Raw genomic sequence first — 16,863 nt, 5'->3', positions numbered from 1 at the left:
GGTCACCGCGCCAGCAGGATGGTCGGAGCGTCGTGATAGGTGGTCTTTACCACTTCCCGGTAACCGCACTTGGCAGCCACCCTCAGCGAAGCGCCATTTTCCGGATCGATGATACAGACGGTCTTCTCGCGCCCGAAAATCACTTCGCCCCATGCCAGGACGCGGCCAACCACCTCGGTGGCGAAGCCCGCGCCGTGCACGGCCGGAACCAGCGCCCACCCGGCCTCGGGAATGCCTTCGATCGATGGTTCCATGTCGCGCTTCAGATCGTGAAACCCGGCCTCGCCGATGAAGCGCCCGGTCGCCTTCTCCTCGATCGCCCAGAAGCCATAGCCAAGCAACGACCACAGGCCGGCGTGACGCAGGAAGCGCATCCAGCTTTCTTCGCGCGTGCGCGGCTTGCCGCCGATGAAGCGGGTGACGACGGGATCGGTCCACATCGCGGCATAGGTGTCGAAATCATCCAGCCGGTGTGCCCGCAGGATGGTTCGCTTCGTTTCGATGACAGGAGCACTGGTCGCTTGCGGATTGTTCATGGGATCTGCCTCGCACGGATCGCCAGCGCTTAGCAAATCGCCGGTGCTGCGCAAGGGGCCAGGGCAACACGGCCCATCATCCAGGCGCCGCTATGGGAATTTTGCGCGACGATGTTATCGAGTGCGGATGTTTGCGGACATCGGCAGTTTGCCGCCCAGTTGCTATTTGCTAGCTTGCCCTAGTTGTTGCTTCATGCGCAGCCGGTGTTGAGAGGAGATCCGCGCGGCGTTGGAGATTCATATCCCGGGAGGAGATCACGATGAGAAGATTTGTCGCCACTCTGGCTGCTGCCGCGGCCGTCACGCTTTATGGGTTCACTGCCGGCGCGCAGACCTATCCTGAACGCACCATCACCGTTGTGGTGCCCTTTGCGGCCGGCGGCCCGACCGACACGGTCACGCGCCTCGTCGCCGAAGCCATGTCGAAGGATCTCGGCCAGCAAGTCATCGTCGAGAATGTCGGCGGCGCCGGCGGCACGCTGGGTGCTGGCCGCGTCGCCAACGCCGAGCCTGACGGCTATACGCTGCTGCTCCATCATATCGGCATGGCGACAAGTGCGACGCTGTACAGAAAGCTCGCCTACGACACGCTGAACGCCTTCGAATATGTCGGCCTCGTCACCGAGGTGCCGATGACCATCGTCGGCCGCAAGGATCTGGAGCCTACCGATCTCAAGGGATTGGTGGAGTACGCCAAGGCCAACAAGGATTCCATAACCGTCGCCAATGCCGGCATCGGTGCGGCCTCGCATCTGTGCGGCATGCTGTTCATGAGCGCCATCAAGACGCCGCTGGTCACCGTGCCCTACAAGGGCACCGGCCCGGCCATGACCGATCTTCTCGGCGGCCAGGTCGACATCATGTGCGACCAGACGACCAACACCACCAAGCAGATCCAGGGCGGCACGATCAAGGCCTATGCCGTCACCTCGCCGGAACGCCTCGATGTGCTGAAAGACGTGCCGACGACGGTTGAAGGCGGCCTTCCCGATGTGCAGGTCGGCATCTGGCACGGTCTCTATGCACCCAAGGGCACGCCGGCCGAGATCACCGAACGCCTGTCGAAATCGCTTCAGGTCGCGCTGAAGGACCAGAACGTCGCGGCCCGCTTCGCCGAACTCGGCACCAAGCCGTCGCTTGAGGCCGATGCGACGCCCGCCGCACTGAAGGCCAAGCTGGAAAGCGAGATCGCGCGCTGGAAGCCGATCATCGAAGCCGCCGGCCAGTACGCCGACTAAGGGTTGAACAGGGGCGCCACCGGCGCCCCTGTTCGCTCGGCATCCACCAGCCACTGCGGGCTTGGGAGAACCATCATGAAACCTTTCGCGATCGACAGGGCCAACGGCCTGTGCGCCGCCCTGTTCATCGGTTTCGGCGCATGGTTCGCGCTGCAATCGCTCGGCCTCGAAATCGGCACCGCCTTGCGCATGGGTCCAGGCTATTTTCCGCTGGTCCTGGCGATCGTGCTGATCCTGCTTGGCGCCGTCATTCTCGTCCAGGCCGTACGCGTCGGGGGCGAAGCAATCGGGCACATTGCGTGGCGCGGCATGCTGCTCATCCTGCCTGCTCCGATCTTCTTCGGCCTGACGGTGCGCGGCCTCGGCTTCATCCCGTCGATCTTTCTCACGGCGTTGATCGCGTCGTTTGCCAGCCGCCGCATGAAGCCGTTGACCGCGCTCGTGCTGTCGGCCGGCCTGACATTGTTTGCGTACCTCGTCTTCAGCTACGCGCTCGGCCTGCCGTTCCGCCGCTTCGGCCCGTGGCTGGCCCCATGGTTGGTGTCGTGAGGCGATGAGCATGGATCTGCTCGACAACCTCGCGCTCGGTTTTTCGACGGCGACGTCGCTGACCAACCTCGGTTTCTGCCTGATCGGCGTCCTTCTCGGCACGCTGATCGGCGTTCTGCCCGGCATCGGCGCCACCGCGACCATCGCCATGCTTTTGCCGATCACCTTCCAGATCGGCGACCCGGTTTCCTCCCTCATCATGCTCGCCGGCATCTATTACGGTGCGCAATATGGCGGCTCGACCACCGCCATTCTCATCAACATGCCCGGCGAATCCTCGTCCGCCGTCACCGCGATCGACGGCTACCAGATGGCCAGGAACGGCCGCGCCGGGGCGGCCCTCGCGATCGCGGCTATCGGCTCGTTCTTTGCCGGCACCGTATCGACGTTCCTCGTCGCCATCTTTGCCCCGCCGCTGACGGCGATCGCGCTGAAATTCGGCGCGGCCGAGTATTTTTCGCTGATGATCGTCGGCCTCGTCTCATCCGTCGCGCTCGCCCACGGCTCGATCGTCAAGGCGCTGGCCATGGTCGTGCTCGGCCTGCTGCTCGGTATTGTCGGCACCGACATTTACACCGGCACGCCGCGCTTCACGCTCGGAATCCGGGAATATGCCGATGGGTTGAACTTCGTTGCGGTGGCGGTCGGTGTCTTCGGCGTCGCCGAGATCCTGCGCAACCTCGAAAACGAGGATGAGCGTTCCGTGATGATCCGCAAGGTCACCGGCCTTATGCCGACCCGCGAGGACTTTCGGCGCATGGCAGCGCCCATCGTGCGCGGAACGATCATCGGTTCGGCGCTCGGCATCCTGCCGGGAGGCGGCGCGATCCTGGCAGCTTTTGCCTCCTACACGGTCGAAAAACGCGTCTCGAAAAACCCGGAAGAATTCGGCAAGGGCGCCATCGAAGGCGTCGCCGGACCGGAATCGGCCAACAATGCCGGTGCGCAGACCTCCTTCATCCCGATGCTGACGCTCGGCATTCCGGCCAACCCGGTCATGGCGCTGATGATCGGCGCTATGATCATCCAGGGCATCGTACCCGGCCCCAATGTCGCCACCGAACAGCCGGCGCTGTTCTGGGGCATCATCGCCTCGATGTGGATCGGCAATCTGATGCTGATCATCCTCAACCTGCCGCTGATCGGGCTTTGGGTGAAGCTGCTGACGATCCCCTATTACGTGCTTTTCCCGATCATCATGGCGTTCTGCTCGATCGGCGTCTACAGCGTCAACAGCAACGTCTACGACCTCTACGCCGTCGCCTTCTTCGGCTTCCTCGGCTACCTCCTGACCAAGCTGCGCTGCGAACCGGCGCCGCTGCTGCTCGGCTTCGTGCTCGGCCCGCTGCTCGAGGAAAACCTGCGCCGCGCCATGATCCTCTCGCGCGGCGACCCGAGCACTTTCGTGACCAGACCGATCAGCGCCGGCCTGCTGCTCATCGCGCTCGCCGTGCTCGCCGTCGTCTTCCTGCCGGCGGTCAAGAAAAAGCGCGAAGAGGTGTTTGTGGAGGAGAGTTGAATTACGCCGTCGTTCCGCTGCCGCCCCGAATCTCGTCGACCGGGTCGAGCGGTGCGATCGGCACCAGCGGTGCCGGCACATCGGTCGTCTTGACCTCGGCCTTGCAGATGTCGGCGATGACGCAGGCCGGGCAATCCGGCTTGCGCGCCTTGCAGACGTAGCGGCCATGCAGGATCAGCCAGTGATGTGCATGGCGCATATATTCGTCCGGAATAATCTTCAACAATCCTTGCTCGACCTGTTCCGGCGTCTTGCCGGGCGCCAGCCCGAGCCGGTTGCCGATGCGCAGAATGTGCGTGTCGACCGCCATCGTGTGCTGGCCGAAGGCCATGTTGAGCACGACATTGGCGGTCTTGCGCCCGACCCCGGGCAGCTTGACCAATTCATCGCGACTATCGGGTACCTCGCCGCCATGGTCGCGGATCAGCGCCTGCGACAGCGCAATCACATTCTTCGCCTTGTTGCGCCACAGCCCGATGGTGCGGATATATTCGCCGACCCTTGCCTCCCCCAGCGCCAGCATCTTGTGCGGCGTATCGGCGGCCTTGAACAGCGCCCGCGTCGCCTTGTTGACGCCGGCATCCGTCGCTTGCGCCGACAGCACCACCGCGACCAGCAGCGTGAAGGCGTTGACATGTTCGAGCTCCCCCTTCGGCTCGGGCCGCTGGACGGAAAAGCGCCGGAATATCTCGTTCACTTCGGCCGGGCTGTAGCGTGACGCGCTTCGCGTCGGCCGCGGGCGCGGCTTTGCGTTCGAACCATCGCGTCGTGCGGGCAACAGCTCTTTTTTGGACAGGGAAGAATCTTTGGACTTGGGGCTTGCCATTTCCCTCCTATAATATCCCCTCATGAGCGACACAAACGCCTCGTTTCAGGCCGACGAGCCATTCTTTCAGGCGCTACTGACCCCACACCGGTCTCTGGGCCGGACAGGCTTTTTCGTCCTGATGGGCGCGCTGCTGTTCGGCTGGCTGGTGACAGGCGCGTTTTTCCTGTCGCGCGGCGCCTGGCCGGTGTTCGGCTTCTTCGGCCTCGACGTGGCCGCCGTCTACATCGCCTTTCGCATCAACTATCGTGCCGCTCGCGCACGCGAAGAAGTCTCGGTCTCGCGCACCAGCCTCGACATCCGCAAGACAGCCCCCTCGGGGAAATCGGAAGCCCATCGCTTCAATCCGTTCTGGGCGCGGTTTTCGGTGGCCCGTCACGCCGAGATCGGCATCACAGGGATGACGGTGGAAGGCGAAGGCCGGAACGTGCCGATCGGATCGTTCCTGGACCCCGATTCCCGCGAGAGTTTTGCCACCGCCTTTTCGCGAGCGCTGGCGACCGCCAAGGCACGCTGAGCCAGCTACGAGCGACTCCAGGGCTCGAATCCCGTGCCTATCTGGGTATGCGCCGCAAGAAGGCAAGTTTCGGGTGGCGATCGACGCCCCGAGGGGCGATATTCCGGCTCAAGGAGACAGTTCCATGAGCACACACACCGCAGTCCTCAAAAAGGACATCACGCCTGAAGGCAGCGACTACGAAATCGTGCGCCGTGCCATCGAGAAGATCAGTCTCGACTATCGTGATCAGCCTTCCCTCGAAGAACTGGCCGAGGAGGTCGGCGAGACGCCGACCGGCTTGCAAAAACTCTTCACCCGCTGGGCCGGCCTGTCGCCCAAGGCCTTCCTGCAGGCGGTGACACTGGACCATGCGCGCAGGCTGCTCGATTCCGGCATGCCGCTGCTCGAGACCTCGTTCGAGCTGGGCATGTCCGGCCCGGGCCGGCTGCATGACCTGTTCGTCACGCATGAGGCGATGTCGCCGGGCGACTACAAGACACGCGGCGCCGGGCTCCTCATCCGCTACGGCTTCCACTCCTCGCCGTTCGGCACCGCCCTGATCATGGCCACCGAGCGCGGGCTCGCCGGCCTCGCCTTCAGCGACCCCGGCGAGGAACGCGCCGCCTTCGCCGACATGTCCAGCCGCTGGCCGAACGCCATCTATGTCGAGGACATGACTGCTACCGGCCCCTATGCCGCCCGTATCTTCGATCCGACGCTGTGGCGCCCCGACCAGCCGCTGCATGTCGTCATGATCGGCACCGACTTCCAGGTTCGCGTCTGGGAGGCGCTGCTCAAGATCCCGATGGGCAAGGCCCGCACCTATTCCTCGATCGCGGCCAGCATCGGCGCCCCGTCCGCCAGCCGGGCGGTGGGTGCGGCCAACGGCGCCAATCCGCTCTCCTTCGTGGTGCCTTGTCACCGCGCCATCGGCAAATCCGGCGACCTGACCGGCTATCATTGGGGCCTGACCCGCAAGCGCGCCATTCTGGGCTGGGAAGCCGGGCAGGTGTCGTAATATCGATTTTTCTCGATACTGCGAAGAAAAACATGGATATATCGGCACTGATAAGTATAAGCGCGATTTTCACTGTCTTTGCAACCGAGGGCAACCTCCGGTTCCTGTGATTGTTATTTAAGGAATTATTTTAGGTAACTCTAAATTAACCACGATAAAGTGATGATGCCCTCATATTAATCCGGACGATCCGGCTTAATAGGAGGTCCCGATGTCATTGGTTCGCGCCGCCTGCGCCGCAGCTCTGCTGGTTGCCGGCATCGACGAGGTCGCGTTGGCCGCGACGCAGAATGTCATCTTCAATGGCACGATCGCGCCCACCTGCACGCTTGTTGTTGCCACCAACGGCACGATGACGGCCAGTCCCGATCTCCAGTCCCTCAGTTCCCACAACAGCGGCGGCTCGGCTGGAACCGTGACGCTGACGACGACCGGAGGTGTGTCGCTGAGTGTCGACCCGGTCACCACCATGACGGTGCCATCCGCCGACAGCACGTCGACGACCTGGACACCGACCTACTCTGCCGCCGGCGCGCATGCCATCGGTGAGACCGGCTCGGCAACCAGCATCACCACCCCCGGCGCCGACCTCGTTTCGGTCCACCTTGCCGGCACCAAGGGCGGCAGCAATCGCTTCGCCAACGGCAATTATCAGGCAACGGTAACGCTGCGCTGCGAATGACGCGTGGCGAAGGAGGGGTCGTTGAAACATGCTCGAATCCTGGCGACGGCATTGGCCGTCGGATTGGCGCCCATTGCCGCCAAGGCCCAATCGATGTCGCCGATGCGTGGCGAGATCAACAGCTTCACCGACGTCTTTGCGGTTCGCGTCTTCCCCGCCAATCCCTACGACCGCAAGATCCGGGTCGAAATCCACGTCTACGATCAGGATTTCCAGCCGGTAGATGCCAGGGTCTCTCCAAATGTCTTCCAACTGGCCTCCCAGGCCTCCCGTTCTGTCCTTGTGGTCGTGCCTTTTGACGGCGCTGCCGAGCGTAAAGTGCGTATCTGTACCGAAAGCATCCCCTTTCCCAATCAACAGACGCAGATAAGGGCACAGATATGCGGAAAGTTTTTTGGGCGCCGCAAGTCCTGACACTGGCGCTCGCGGCTGCTTGGGCGGGTGCCTTGCCGGCCGGGGCCGAGGACGTCTACAACCTCAACCAGAATGAGAGCGGCTTCAACCTGCCGGGCGTCACCTTGCCCCAAGGCCAGGACGAGGTCCATGCCGCGGACGGCACCACCTGCCGTTCCGCCGTCTCCGGTTCCGGCGCCTATGTCGATCTCGGCGTCATCAGAGGCAACAGCCAGTCGAACAATGATGTCGCCACTTACGGCCGCGTGGTGATCCCGATCGGGCGCACGCCGAAGCGCGTCGATTGCAGCCGTCTCTATGAGCTTGAGGTCGAGCGCCTGCAGTTGGAACTGAAGCTCCTCAAAATGGGCCTCGGCGCCGACGGCCAGACGACGAGCGTGGCCGCCAGCGCTTCCACGGCCGCGTCACCGGGGTGGGCCAATGAAGGCTGGAGCATCAGGACCGGAAATGGTGATGGCAAGAAAAAGAAGAAGCAGTAGCCGCGCGCTGCTTGCGATGGCTGCACTTGCCGGTTCCTGCCTTCCGGTGCAGGCAGCGATCATCGGCACCTGCACTATCGTGGTCGGGGCGTCCGGAACGATGAAGGCCAATCCCGCCATCAGCATACTGGGCTCTAAACAGGCAGGCGGATCGAGCGCCAGCGCCACCGTGGTGGCAAGCTCCCTGTTGTGCTCGATACTTAACTTGCTTGACTGCTATTCGGTTTCGGCGCCGGCGCCTGCCGCATTCTCGTCCGCGCCGAGCGGCGGCGGCACCAACGTGACCTTCGCTTCAGTCTTCCGCCTCGATGGCTCGGGGGTCGATGTCAACGGAAGTGTGCCGCAGAGGGTTGCCAACGGCACCCACGCGATGCAGGTCGACCTCACCGCCACCAAGTCGAGCGGTATCTTTCCCGCCGGCAACTATCAGGGCACGGTCACCGTGCGCTGCGAATAGGCCACGACACCTCAAATCGGACTGGACCATGCGCGTGGTCTGGCAAGCCGCGGCCTTACAGGTTAGCTTCCGCGCAATCGGAACGATCTGCGTTCGCCCGGACGCACGAAGACGCTCCGACATTTTGAATTTGCGTTGCCAGGAGGCCTTGCTTGATTATCGTCATCGGCTCGATCAACCTCGACCTTATCGCCAAGGTCGACCGCTTGCCGAGCCCCGGCGAGACGGTGGGCGGCTCGGCGTTCACCACCGCGCCTGGGGGCAAGGGCGCCAACCAGGCACTGGCCGCCGCACGCGCCGGCGCCTCGGTGCGCATGGTTGGCGCCGTCGGCAGGGACAGCTTCGCCGCCGAGGCACTGGCATTGCTGCGCGACGGCAAGGTCGACCTGTCCGGCGTTGCCGAGACTCACGCCTCGACCGGCACGGCACTGATCATGGTCGCCGACGACGGCGAGAACATCATCGCCGTGGTGCCGGGCGCCAACGCTTCCGTGGTGCCCGGCGACCTTTCCAAGGCCTTTCTGAAAAAAGGCGACGTCGTGTTGCTGCAAAACGAGATTCCGCTGGCCACCGTCGATGCCGCCCTCGACCAGGCAAGGGCGGCCGGCGCCTTCACCGTGCTCAACACGGCGCCTTTCCAGGGGCAGGCAGCCGGCTTTATCGGCAAGGCCGACTATGTCGTCGCCAACGAAACCGAGTTCGACCTCTATGGCGAAGCGCTGTCGTTGCAAGGCCGCGACCGGGCGGCCCGCATGCGCGACTTTGCCGGAAAGACCGGCCGCACCGTCGTCGTCACACTTGGCGGCGACGGCGTGATGGCGGCAACGCCGAGCGAATTCCTCACCGTTCCGGCACGCAAGATCACCCCTGTCGACACGGTCGGCGCCGGCGATACGTTCTGCGGCTATTTCGCCGCCAGCCTGTCGTCGGGCCTCACGCTCGAACAGGCGCTGGCGCGCGCCGGCGCGGCCGGTTCGCTGGCCTGCCTGAAGCCTGGCGCCCAACCGGCGATCCCGCTCGCCAAAGACGTCGATCAGGCGCTGCAGGAAAGCCGTTAGAATGCTGCGCCCTCAAACGAAACATGCCGTGCCGCCGGCAGGCGACATCTGCCGCCTGTCCGCGGTCGAACTCGCCGGCGCGATCCGGGAGAGAGAGCTTTCCGTGCGCGAGGTGGTGGCGGCATTCCTCGATCGCATCGAGGCGGTCAATCCGCTGGTCAACGCCATCGTCTCCTTGCGCGATCGCGCCGATATCCTGCGCGAAGCCGATGCGGCCGATGCCAGCCTGTCGCGAACCGAAGCCGCGGGTCCGCTCTTCGGTCTGCCGATGGCCATCAAGGATCTCGCCTCGACCACGGGCCTCAGGACCTCGTTCGGCTCGCCGATCTTCGCCGATTTCGTGCCGCAGGAAGACGATTTCTTCGTCGAGCGTATCCGCAGTGCCGGCGCCATCATCATCGGCAAGACCAACGTCCCCGAATTCGGGCTTGGCTCCAACACCTATAATGCCGTGTTCGGGCCGACGCTGAACGCCTTCGATCCGGCCCTGACCGCCGGCGGCTCGAGTGGCGGCGCGGCGGTGGCCCTGGCGCTCAACATGGTGCCCGTCGCCGATGGCAGCGACTTCGGCGGCTCGCTGCGCAACCCGGCCGCCTGGAACAATGTTTTTGGCTTCCGCCCGTCGCAAGGACTTGTTCCCGGCGGACCCGATTTCGAAGTCTTCCATGCGCAGATGGGCGTCGACGGGCCGATGGGCCGCAACGTTCGTGACATGGCGCTGCTGCTCGATGTGCAGGCCGGTTACCACCCGCACGCGCCATTGTCCTACGAGAAACCCGGCTCGTTCCTCGAAGGGCTTGGAATACCGGCAACTGCTGGCCGCATCGCCTGGCTCGGTGACCTCGGCGGTCATCTGCCGGTTGAAACAGGCATTCTCGGCCTGTGCGAGGCGGCACTCGGCCGCTTTGCGGAAGCATCCTTCGCGACTGAACCGTTGCTGCCGGATTTCGATTTCGAAGCGCTGTGGCAGGCCTTCGTGACGCTGCGCCAGGCCAGCAGCGGCTGCGCGCTCAAAACCCACTATGACGACCCCGCGAAGCGCCGCCTGCTCAAGCCGGAAGCCATCTGGGAAGTGGAGAATGCCATGCGGCTGACGGCGCCGCAGATCCGCGCCGCCTCCGTGACCCGTACATCCTGGCATCGCATGCTGCTGTCGATCTTCGACCGCTATGATCTGATTGCGCTGCCGACAGCGCAGGTCTTCCCCTTCGATGTCTATATGCATTGGCCGCGTGAGGTCGCCGGACGCGCGATGGACAGCTACCACCGCTGGATGCAGGTTTCCGCCTTCGCGACCTTGGGCGGCTGCCCGGCAATCAACGTGCCGGTCGGCTTCGATGACAAGGGGCGGCCGATGGGCATGCAGCTGATCGGCCGGCCACGCGATGACCTCGCCGTACTCAAGGCAGCGGCGGCCTATGAGGCAAGGCTGCCTTGGCCGACCGGCGCCTGAACCGGGCGGACTGGCGTGTCGCAGGGCGTTAGGTAGCGGCTTGCACCAGCGGCGCCGCCATGCATTGATTATCCTCAGCCGCGCCGCCTCGGCGGCCTCCCTGAGGAAAGACCATGTCGCTCGAACTCTACGCTGCCTATGTCCTCGCTTGCATCGTTATCATCCTGGTGCCCGGTCCGACGGTCACGTTGATCATCGCCAACAGCATGCGCCATGGCTCGCGCGCCGGCCTCGTCAATGTCGCCGGCACGCAGGCCGGGCTTGCCGTGATGATCGCCATCGTCGGCATCGGCCTCAACACGCTGATCGCAGGCATGGGCCACTGGTTCGAGTGGGTCAGGCTGATCGGTGCCGCCTATCTGATCTGGATGGGCGTGCAAATGTTCCGCTCCAAGGGCACCCTGAATGCCGATGGAACAGCCAGGAAACCGCGCGGCGGCTTCTTCCTGCAGGGCCTGCTGGTGGCGCTCAGCAACCCCAAGACGCTGATTTTCTTCGGCGCCTTCTTTCCGCAGTTCATTTCGCCGCAAGGCAACTATTCACTGCAGATCGCCGTCATGGGCCTGACCGCCATGATCTTCGCCGCCTTCTCGGATTCCACCTATGCGCTGGCCGCCGGCCGCGCCGGGCGCCTGCTGTCGGCCAGGCGCATCAAGCTTTTGTCGAGGATCAGCGGCAGCTTCATGGTAGGCGGCGGCCTGTGGCTGGCGTTTTCGAGGTCGAAGTAACGGCGCGCCTTCCCTCGCCCCGTTTACGGGGAGAGGGTGGTCGCGAAGCGATCGGGTGAGGGGCAGCGCCGAGGCCGCAAGCCCGAATTTCAACGTTTGCGCCGCCCCTCATCCGCCTGCCGGCACCTTCTCCCCGTGAACGGGGCGAAGGAAGCTCTCACAGCCGCCCCAGCCTCTCCACCAGCAACCCGAAAAACCCGTCATGGTCGATGTCGCGCATCACCATGGCGTTCTTCGGCCGTTTGGTAACGCCCCACCAGTCGATCACGGTCATGCCCATGGTCAGTTCCGAGGCGGTTTCCACGCTGACGTTGCAGTTGCGGCCCTTGAACAGGTCAGGCTTCAACAGATAGGCGATGACGCAAGGGTCGTGCAGCGGGCCGCCGTCGGTGCCGTATTTCTCCTCGTCGAAGCGCTCGAAGAATTCCAGCATCTCGGCGGTGGCGGTGCCGACCTTGGTGCCGAGCGCGCGGAAGGTTTGCGTGCGCTTGGCGGTAGTCAGCGCCTTGTGGGTGACGTCGAGCGGCATCATGACGATCGGGATGCCGGATTTGAGCACGACATCGGCGGCCTGCGGGTCGACATAGATGTTGAATTCGGCGGTCGGGGTGACATTGCCGCCCTCGAAGAAGCCGCCGCCCATCAGCACGATTTCCTTGATGCGCGGTGCAATGCGCGGCTCGCGGATCAGCGCCAGCGCAATGTTGGTGAGCGGCCCGAGCGCGCAAAGCGTGATTGTGCCGCTCTCTTCCCCCATCAGCGTCTCGACGATGAAATCGACCGCGTACTGGTCCTGCAGCTTCATCGTCGGTTCCGGCAATTGCGGTCCGTTGAGGCCGGTCTTGCCATGCACTTCCTCGGCGGTGACCAATTCGCGCATCAGGGGCCGGATGGCGCCGGCATAGACCTTGATGTCCGGGCGGCCGGCCAGCTCGCAGATCTTGCGGGCATTCTTTTCGGTAAGCTTCAGCGGCACGTTGCCGGCAACGGCTGATATGCCGACGATCTCCAGTTCGGAGCTGCCGAGCGCCAGCAATATGGCGACGGCATCATCCTGGCCGGGATCCGTGTCGATGATGATCTTGCGTGACTGGGGCATTTCAATTCCTTGTTTGGCGAGGTCGTGGACTTGCATCGATCCGATCGGAACATCCAAATGACGCCGAAGCGGCCGCGAGCTGCCAGGCCGAACCGCTCGACCGGGGAAGACAATCCCGACCCGCGCGCTTTTCCTTGCATCTGCTCGCCGTTTCAAGCGCCATGTCTGTCATTCCTGTGAGTCCACGGCCTGGTCTTTTTGGGCGGGTCTGTTGACGGCTTGAACTTGGTCGCGGGGCGGACCATATCAAGGCCATCAGGAAAAATGCCATCTGGGTTTTTCCACTTTATGTCGCTCTTGAGAGGACAGTGTAACATGAGCCGAATGACGCCCTTTTCCAGCCCGCTTCTGCTTGGTTTCGACGCCATGGAAAAGACCCTGGAACGCCTGGCGAAGTCCGGTGACAGCTACCCTCCCTACAACATCGAACGCCTCAGCGGCGCCGACGGCAAAACCGAAAGGTTGCGCATCACATTGGCGGTCGCCGGTTTCGCCGAAAGCGATCTCGATGTCACCACGGAGGAAAACCAGTTGGTCGTGCGCGGCCGTCAAACCGACGACACCGAGCGCGAATTTCTTCATCGCGGCATCGCCGCGCGCCAGTTCCAGCGCTGTTTCGTGCTGGCCGACGGCATGCGGGTGATCGCAGCGGAGTTGAAGAACGGCCTTTTGGCGATCGACCTCGATCGGCCGGAGTCCGAACGGCTGGTACGGAAAATAAACATATCGGTGAAAGACTGATCTTTACCGATGGCTCTCATGCGGGATGGCCTTGAGCGGCGTCCTCGCGCCAAGGAGGCTTTGAAATGACCAGAACTGAAACTATCACCATGACCAATGGCGAATTCGCTCATCTCGGCGAGGGCTCGGTCGCTTATCTCAGAAAGGTCTCGAGCGACGAATTGCTCGGCCGTTTCCCCAATCTCGGCGAAATCGCTCCCGGCATGGAACTGTGGGCGCTGTTTGCCGCCAATGGCCAGCCGATCCTGCTTTCCGACGCGCGTGACCGCGCACTGGCCGGTGCCATGGAAAACGATTTGACCACGGTCGCCATCCACTAAGACCCAGCGCGCCGCCCTGTTAGGCGCGACCAGCAGGCTCAAACGCATAGGGCCGCCCGTGGCGGCCCTTGAAATTCGTCTCACCAGAAAAATCAGGCCGCGTGCGAGGCCTGGGTGTCCGATAAAAGCGCGTGGATAGCCGCGGCGTCGCGCGTACCCCTGATCTTGGCCACCGTGTCGGCGTCACGCAGCACTCGCGCGATGCGCGACAGTGCCTTGAGGTGATCGGCACCCGCCCCTTCCGGCGCCAGCAGCAGAAACACCAGATCGACGGGCTGATCGTCCAGCGATTCGAAATCGACAGGCGTCTCCAGCCGGGCGAAAACACCTGCGATGCGCTTCACGCCGGCCAGCTTGCCGTGCGGGATGGCGATGCCGTTGCCGACGCCGGTCGAACCCAGCCGCTCACGCTGCAGGATGGTGTCGAACACCTCCCGCTCCGGAATGCCGGAAATCGCCGCGGCCCGTTCGGACAGCAATTGCAGCAGCTGCTTCTTGGAGTTCGCCTTCAACGCCGGCAATATCGCCGGAACGTTGATAAGATCGCTCAGATCCATGCTTGAAAATCCCTTGTTCGCCTGCCGTCACCAGTCCTCACCCCTCGTGCGGCCGGCTCTTATCCCAGTGCGACCTCGTCGTCACCGTGCGACCCTTGTCGTCACCGTGCGACCGTTGTCGTCACGCTTGTGCGACCTTGGTCGTCGACGGGTCGATCCAACCGATATTTCCATCGGGTCGGCGATAGACGATGTTGAGATGGTCGGTTCCCGCGTTGCGGAAGACGAAGACCGGGCTGTCCTTGGTGTCGAGCTCGATGACCGCCGACGCCACCGACATGGTCTTCAGCGTCATGGTTGATTCGGCGACGATGGCCGGCGCGAAATTCTCCGGAATGTCCTCGTCGTCATCGGCAAGCGGCGCCATCACCGTGTAGGCTATGTCGGTTGGCTGGCCGTTGGCGGCGCCCGAATTGTGCGATTTCAGCCGGCGCTTGTAGCGCCTCAGGCGGGTTTCCAGACGGTCCGCCGCCGCCTCGAAGGCAAGCGTCGGATCCTGGGCATCGCCGGTGGCCTGCAGCGAAGCGCCGGAATCCAGCCGGATCATGCAATCCGCCGAATAGCGCGAGCCCGATTTGATGACCGTGACATGTCCGGCAAAGCCGCGATCGAAATATTTGCCGATCGCTTCGCCGACACGATCGTTGATGCGTGTCCGAAACGCATCGCCGATGTCCATGTGTTTTCCCGATATGCGCAGATTCATCTGAAAACTGACCTTCCTTGCTCAGGCTTCAAACTGGCCCGAGTTTATACTCGTGATCCGTGCGCACAAGCTTTGCGGCGTCACTTGCGCCGATTTTAAATCCAGACTTTCCGGTTGATCACAAGCCGCCCTTTGACCGTCCCGAGGCCAACGTCGTGACGGACCATCCGCATGCGGGCATCTAGCCCGTCTCATGCGGGCGGGCTTCTAGCCAGTTCACCGCGGCTTGTCAATGAAGTGCTGGCTTGTGGAAAATCGACCCGCCTCAGCGCCCGGCGCTGGCCATCGCACGTTTCTCGCGCCGGCGCTGCACCGAGGAGGGGATATTCATGCCTTCCCGGTACTTGGCGACCGTACGCCTTGCAATGTCGACGCCACTTTCGCGCAACATGTCGACGATTGCATCGTCGGAAAGCACGTCGACGGGCTTTTCCTCGTCGATCAACTGCTTGATGCGGTCACGCACGGCTTCCGAGGAGTGCGCATCGCCGCCGCCCGATGCGGCGATCGAGGCGGTGAAGAAGTAGCGAAGCTCGAACACGCCGCGCGGCGTCAGCATGTATTTATTGGCTGTGACCCGGCTGACGGTCGATTCGTGCATGCCGATGGCGTCGGCCACCGTGCGCAGATTGAGCGGCTTCAGCTGCCGCACGCCATGGACGAGGAAGGCGTCCTGCTGGCGAACGATTTCCGAGGCGACCTTGAGGATGGTCTTTGCCCGCTGGTCGAGGCTGCGCGTCAGCCAGTTGGCGTTCTGCAGGCATTCGGCCAGAAAATCCTTTTCCGCCTGGTTCTTGGCCTGCGGAGAGACCTGGGCGAAATAGATATGGTCGACCAACACCCGCGGCAGCGTTTCGGCATTGAGTTCGACCGTCCAGCTGCCGTCATTGGCCGCGCGCACCTCGACATCGGCGACGATCGCGTCGCTGGCGCCGCCCGAAAACGCCATGCCCGGCCGGGGATCGAGCGCCCGGATTTCGGCCAGCATGTCGAGCAGATCCTCCTCGTCGACACCGCAGATACGTTTCAATGCGTGAAAATCGCGCCGTGCCAGGAGTTCGAGATTGGCGACCAGCGCCTTCATCGCCGGATCGAGCCGGCTCCGCACGGCAAGCTGCAGCGACAGGCATTCGGCCAGGTCGCGGGCAAACAGGCCGGCCGGCTCGAAGGTCTGACACACCGCCAGCACCTTCGCCACGGCGGCGGCATCCGCACCGAGACGAGCGGCGATCTCTGCCAGATCGGCACGCAGATAGCCGGTCTCGTCAAGGCCGTCGGCGAGGTCGGCGGCGATCAGACGTGCAGCCGGATCGGCGAAGGCTAGCGCCACCTGTTCACCGACATGGTCGCGCAGCGTGATCGCAGCAGTCGCCATATCGCCGGCGTCAAACCACTCGGATGAGGAACCCGCGCCATTGCCGGAAGCCGATTTCCATTGCGCCGTCAGGTCGGGACCGAGCCGTTCGCTGGTGCCCGGGTCGTCGGGAAACAGGTTTTCCAGCGACGTGTCCAGCTTGTCCGAGATCGCCTCCGCGCTCCACTGCGTCTCGTTTTCGAACCAGTCGCCTTCGGGGGCGGCTTGCGGCTCCGCCTCGATCTTCTGCGCCTGGTCGCTGGCGGCATCGTCCTGCGGCTCGGCGCGCTCCAGCAGCGGATTGCGCTCGATTTCCTCGTCGATGAAATGCTCGAGCTCGACATGGGTGAACTGCAGCAGCCGAATCGACTGCATCAGTTGCGGCGTCATCACCAGCGACTGCGATTGTCGTAGCTGTAGTTTGGCCGCCAACGCCATGGTTCGGTTTCAAACGCCTCGTCTACGCATCCGGACTTCCGGAAAGGAATTTTGCAGCCGGCCATAGAAACTGGCCCGGCTTTTGCTTGTCAAGGCAATTGGTAGCAAAACTCGCTTACCGGAGCGTTATCTCGGAGCAAAATCGACGAAAAAGCGCCGCGCGAGCCGCAAAAATCGTGTCAGGAAACAAAT

Annotated in this window: 20 protein-coding genes; 14 read left to right on the top strand and 6 right to left on the bottom strand. The window is 63.3% G+C overall.

Features of this window, described 5'->3' with window-relative positions:
• Positions 1 to 2: 2 nt before the first annotated feature.
• Positions 3 to 536, bottom strand: a complete 534-nt coding sequence (locus tag AC0NIL_RS09220; RefSeq protein ID WP_013529609.1) for a GNAT family N-acetyltransferase — start codon at positions 534 to 536, stop codon at positions 3 to 5.
• Between the two features lie 260 nt (positions 537 to 796).
• On the opposite strand from AC0NIL_RS09220, the gene AC0NIL_RS09215 reads away from it, so the two are divergent.
• From AC0NIL_RS09215 to AC0NIL_RS09205, 3 genes are all read left to right on the top strand, one after another.
• Positions 797 to 1,774 (top strand): tripartite tricarboxylate transporter substrate-binding protein, encoded by a 978-nt coding sequence (locus tag AC0NIL_RS09215; RefSeq protein WP_473572568.1) that lies wholly within the window; start codon positions 797 to 799, stop codon positions 1,772 to 1,774.
• Positions 1,775 to 1,849: 75 nt separating this feature from the next.
• Positions 1,850 to 2,323, top strand: a complete 474-nt coding sequence (locus AC0NIL_RS09210) for a tripartite tricarboxylate transporter TctB family protein (protein WP_027037698.1) — start codon at positions 1,850 to 1,852, stop codon at positions 2,321 to 2,323.
• Positions 2,324 to 2,333: 10 nt separating this feature from the next.
• Entirely contained in the window at positions 2,334 to 3,842 is a 1,509-nt protein-coding gene (locus AC0NIL_RS09205) for a tripartite tricarboxylate transporter permease (protein ID WP_473572569.1), read from the top strand.
• Between the two features lies 1 nt (position 3,843).
• Here AC0NIL_RS09205 and nth read toward each other — a convergent pair whose 3' ends face one another.
• A complete protein-coding gene (gene nth / locus AC0NIL_RS09200) occupies positions 3,844 to 4,668 on the bottom strand; it encodes an endonuclease III (protein ID WP_473572570.1) in 825 nt (274 codons plus the stop codon).
• A 22-nt stretch (positions 4,669 to 4,690) separates the two neighbouring features.
• Between nth and AC0NIL_RS09195 the strand changes: the two genes are divergently transcribed.
• The 9 genes from AC0NIL_RS09195 to AC0NIL_RS09155 all read left to right on the top strand — a co-directional run bounded on the left by AC0NIL_RS09195 (position 4,691) and on the right by AC0NIL_RS09155 (position 11,456).
• Positions 4,691 to 5,185, top strand: coding sequence for a DUF2244 domain-containing protein (locus AC0NIL_RS09195; protein ID WP_473572571.1), 495 nt, complete (start codon positions 4,691 to 4,693; stop codon positions 5,183 to 5,185).
• 124 nt (positions 5,186 to 5,309) lie between these two features.
• Entirely contained in the window at positions 5,310 to 6,185 is an 876-nt protein-coding gene (locus AC0NIL_RS09190) for a methylated-DNA--[protein]-cysteine S-methyltransferase (protein ID WP_473572572.1), read from the top strand.
• A 211-nt stretch (positions 6,186 to 6,396) separates the two neighbouring features.
• Positions 6,397 to 6,867 carry a hypothetical protein gene (locus AC0NIL_RS09185; protein WP_024502818.1) on the top strand — a complete coding sequence of 157 codons (471 nt, stop codon included), beginning with the start codon at positions 6,397 to 6,399 and terminating at the stop codon, positions 6,865 to 6,867.
• A gap of 21 nt (positions 6,868 to 6,888) precedes the next feature.
• Positions 6,889 to 7,281 carry a hypothetical protein gene (locus AC0NIL_RS09180; protein ID WP_013529600.1) on the top strand — a complete coding sequence of 131 codons (393 nt, stop codon included), beginning with the start codon at positions 6,889 to 6,891 and terminating at the stop codon, positions 7,279 to 7,281.
• Complete coding sequence (locus AC0NIL_RS09175; protein ID WP_473572573.1) at positions 7,248 to 7,760, top strand: hypothetical protein; 513 nt, start codon at positions 7,248 to 7,250, stop codon at positions 7,758 to 7,760. Before AC0NIL_RS09180 ends, AC0NIL_RS09175 begins: the two co-directional genes overlap by 34 nt.
• Complete coding sequence (locus AC0NIL_RS09170; RefSeq protein WP_473572574.1) at positions 7,735 to 8,217, top strand: hypothetical protein; 483 nt, start codon at positions 7,735 to 7,737, stop codon at positions 8,215 to 8,217. The genes AC0NIL_RS09175 and AC0NIL_RS09170 overlap by 26 nt, the downstream gene beginning before the upstream one ends.
• Positions 8,218 to 8,369: 152 nt before the next feature.
• On the top strand, positions 8,370 to 9,275 hold the full coding sequence (locus AC0NIL_RS09165; protein WP_473572575.1) for a ribokinase: 906 nt from the start codon (positions 8,370 to 8,372) through the stop codon (positions 9,273 to 9,275).
• Between the two features lies 1 nt (position 9,276).
• Positions 9,277 to 10,728: an amidase gene (locus AC0NIL_RS09160; protein ID WP_473572576.1), complete on the top strand. Its 1,452-nt coding sequence runs from the start codon at positions 9,277 to 9,279 to the stop codon at positions 10,726 to 10,728.
• A 113-nt stretch (positions 10,729 to 10,841) separates the two neighbouring features.
• Positions 10,842 to 11,456: a LysE family translocator gene (locus tag AC0NIL_RS09155; protein WP_473572577.1), complete on the top strand. Its 615-nt coding sequence runs from the start codon at positions 10,842 to 10,844 to the stop codon at positions 11,454 to 11,456.
• 157 nt (positions 11,457 to 11,613) lie between these two features.
• On the opposite strand, the gene AC0NIL_RS09150 is transcribed toward AC0NIL_RS09155, so the two are convergent.
• Positions 11,614 to 12,555, bottom strand: a complete 942-nt coding sequence (locus tag AC0NIL_RS09150) for a nucleoside hydrolase (protein WP_128307451.1) — start codon at positions 12,553 to 12,555, stop codon at positions 11,614 to 11,616.
• Positions 12,556 to 12,870: 315 nt separating this feature from the next.
• On the opposite strand from AC0NIL_RS09150, the gene AC0NIL_RS09145 reads away from it, so the two are divergent.
• Entirely contained in the window at positions 12,871 to 13,296 is a 426-nt protein-coding gene (locus AC0NIL_RS09145) for an Hsp20 family protein (RefSeq protein WP_013529591.1), read from the top strand.
• Positions 13,297 to 13,361: 65 nt separating this feature from the next.
• Positions 13,362 to 13,616: a BQ00720 family protein gene (locus AC0NIL_RS09140; protein ID WP_013529590.1), complete on the top strand. Its 255-nt coding sequence runs from the start codon at positions 13,362 to 13,364 to the stop codon at positions 13,614 to 13,616.
• Between the two features lie 92 nt (positions 13,617 to 13,708).
• On the opposite strand, the gene ptsN is transcribed toward AC0NIL_RS09140, so the two are convergent.
• The 3 genes from ptsN to rpoN form a co-directional block, all read right to left on the bottom strand.
• On the bottom strand, positions 13,709 to 14,173 hold the full coding sequence (ptsN, locus tag AC0NIL_RS09135) for a PTS IIA-like nitrogen regulatory protein PtsN (protein ID WP_013529589.1): 465 nt from the start codon (positions 14,171 to 14,173) through the stop codon (positions 13,709 to 13,711).
• A gap of 121 nt (positions 14,174 to 14,294) precedes the next feature.
• Positions 14,295 to 14,879 carry a ribosome hibernation-promoting factor, HPF/YfiA family gene (hpf, locus tag AC0NIL_RS09130; protein ID WP_013529588.1) on the bottom strand — a complete coding sequence of 195 codons (585 nt, stop codon included), beginning with the start codon at positions 14,877 to 14,879 and terminating at the stop codon, positions 14,295 to 14,297.
• Between the two features lie 265 nt (positions 14,880 to 15,144).
• Positions 15,145 to 16,671, bottom strand: coding sequence for an RNA polymerase factor sigma-54 (gene rpoN / locus AC0NIL_RS09125; RefSeq protein WP_024502824.1), 1,527 nt, complete (start codon positions 16,669 to 16,671; stop codon positions 15,145 to 15,147).
• Between the last annotated feature and the right edge of the window lie 192 nt (positions 16,672 to 16,863).

Source organism: Mesorhizobium sp. WSM1343, from assembly GCF_055901535.1.
The sequence above is the reverse complement of the archived record's forward strand: the minus strand, read 5'-3'. Positions and strand labels throughout refer to the sequence as shown.

Bases quoted from the DNA above. Each gene is read 5' to 3' on its own strand.
- AC0NIL_RS09220 (WP_013529609.1), bottom strand. From the start codon at position 536: ATGAACAATCCGCAAGCGACCAGTGCTCCTGTCATCGAAACGAAGCGA.
- AC0NIL_RS09215 (WP_473572568.1), top strand. From the start codon at position 797: ATGAGAAGATTTGTCGCCACTCTGGCTGCTGCCGCGGCCGTCACGCTT.
- AC0NIL_RS09210 (WP_027037698.1), top strand. From the start codon at position 1,850: ATGAAACCTTTCGCGATCGACAGGGCCAACGGCCTGTGCGCCGCCCTG.
- AC0NIL_RS09205 (WP_473572569.1), top strand. From the start codon at position 2,334: ATGGATCTGCTCGACAACCTCGCGCTCGGTTTTTCGACGGCGACGTCG.
- nth (WP_473572570.1), bottom strand. From the start codon at position 4,668: ATGGCAAGCCCCAAGTCCAAAGATTCTTCCCTGTCCAAAAAAGAGCTG.
- AC0NIL_RS09195 (WP_473572571.1), top strand. From the start codon at position 4,691: ATGAGCGACACAAACGCCTCGTTTCAGGCCGACGAGCCATTCTTTCAG.
- AC0NIL_RS09190 (WP_473572572.1), top strand. From the start codon at position 5,310: ATGAGCACACACACCGCAGTCCTCAAAAAGGACATCACGCCTGAAGGC.
- AC0NIL_RS09185 (WP_024502818.1), top strand. From the start codon at position 6,397: ATGTCATTGGTTCGCGCCGCCTGCGCCGCAGCTCTGCTGGTTGCCGGC.
- AC0NIL_RS09175 (WP_473572573.1), top strand. From the start codon at position 7,248: ATGCGGAAAGTTTTTTGGGCGCCGCAAGTCCTGACACTGGCGCTCGCG.
- AC0NIL_RS09170 (WP_473572574.1), top strand. From the start codon at position 7,735: ATGGCAAGAAAAAGAAGAAGCAGTAGCCGCGCGCTGCTTGCGATGGCT.
- AC0NIL_RS09160 (WP_473572576.1), top strand. From the start codon at position 9,277: ATGCTGCGCCCTCAAACGAAACATGCCGTGCCGCCGGCAGGCGACATC.
- AC0NIL_RS09155 (WP_473572577.1), top strand. From the start codon at position 10,842: ATGTCGCTCGAACTCTACGCTGCCTATGTCCTCGCTTGCATCGTTATC.
- AC0NIL_RS09150 (WP_128307451.1), bottom strand. From the start codon at position 12,555: ATGCCCCAGTCACGCAAGATCATCATCGACACGGATCCCGGCCAGGAT.
- AC0NIL_RS09145 (WP_013529591.1), top strand. From the start codon at position 12,871: ATGAGCCGAATGACGCCCTTTTCCAGCCCGCTTCTGCTTGGTTTCGAC.
- AC0NIL_RS09140 (WP_013529590.1), top strand. From the start codon at position 13,362: ATGACCAGAACTGAAACTATCACCATGACCAATGGCGAATTCGCTCAT.
- ptsN (WP_013529589.1), bottom strand. From the start codon at position 14,173: ATGGATCTGAGCGATCTTATCAACGTTCCGGCGATATTGCCGGCGTTG.
- hpf (WP_013529588.1), bottom strand. From the start codon at position 14,879: ATGAATCTGCGCATATCGGGAAAACACATGGACATCGGCGATGCGTTT.
- rpoN (WP_024502824.1), bottom strand. From the start codon at position 16,671: ATGGCGTTGGCGGCCAAACTACAGCTACGACAATCGCAGTCGCTGGTG.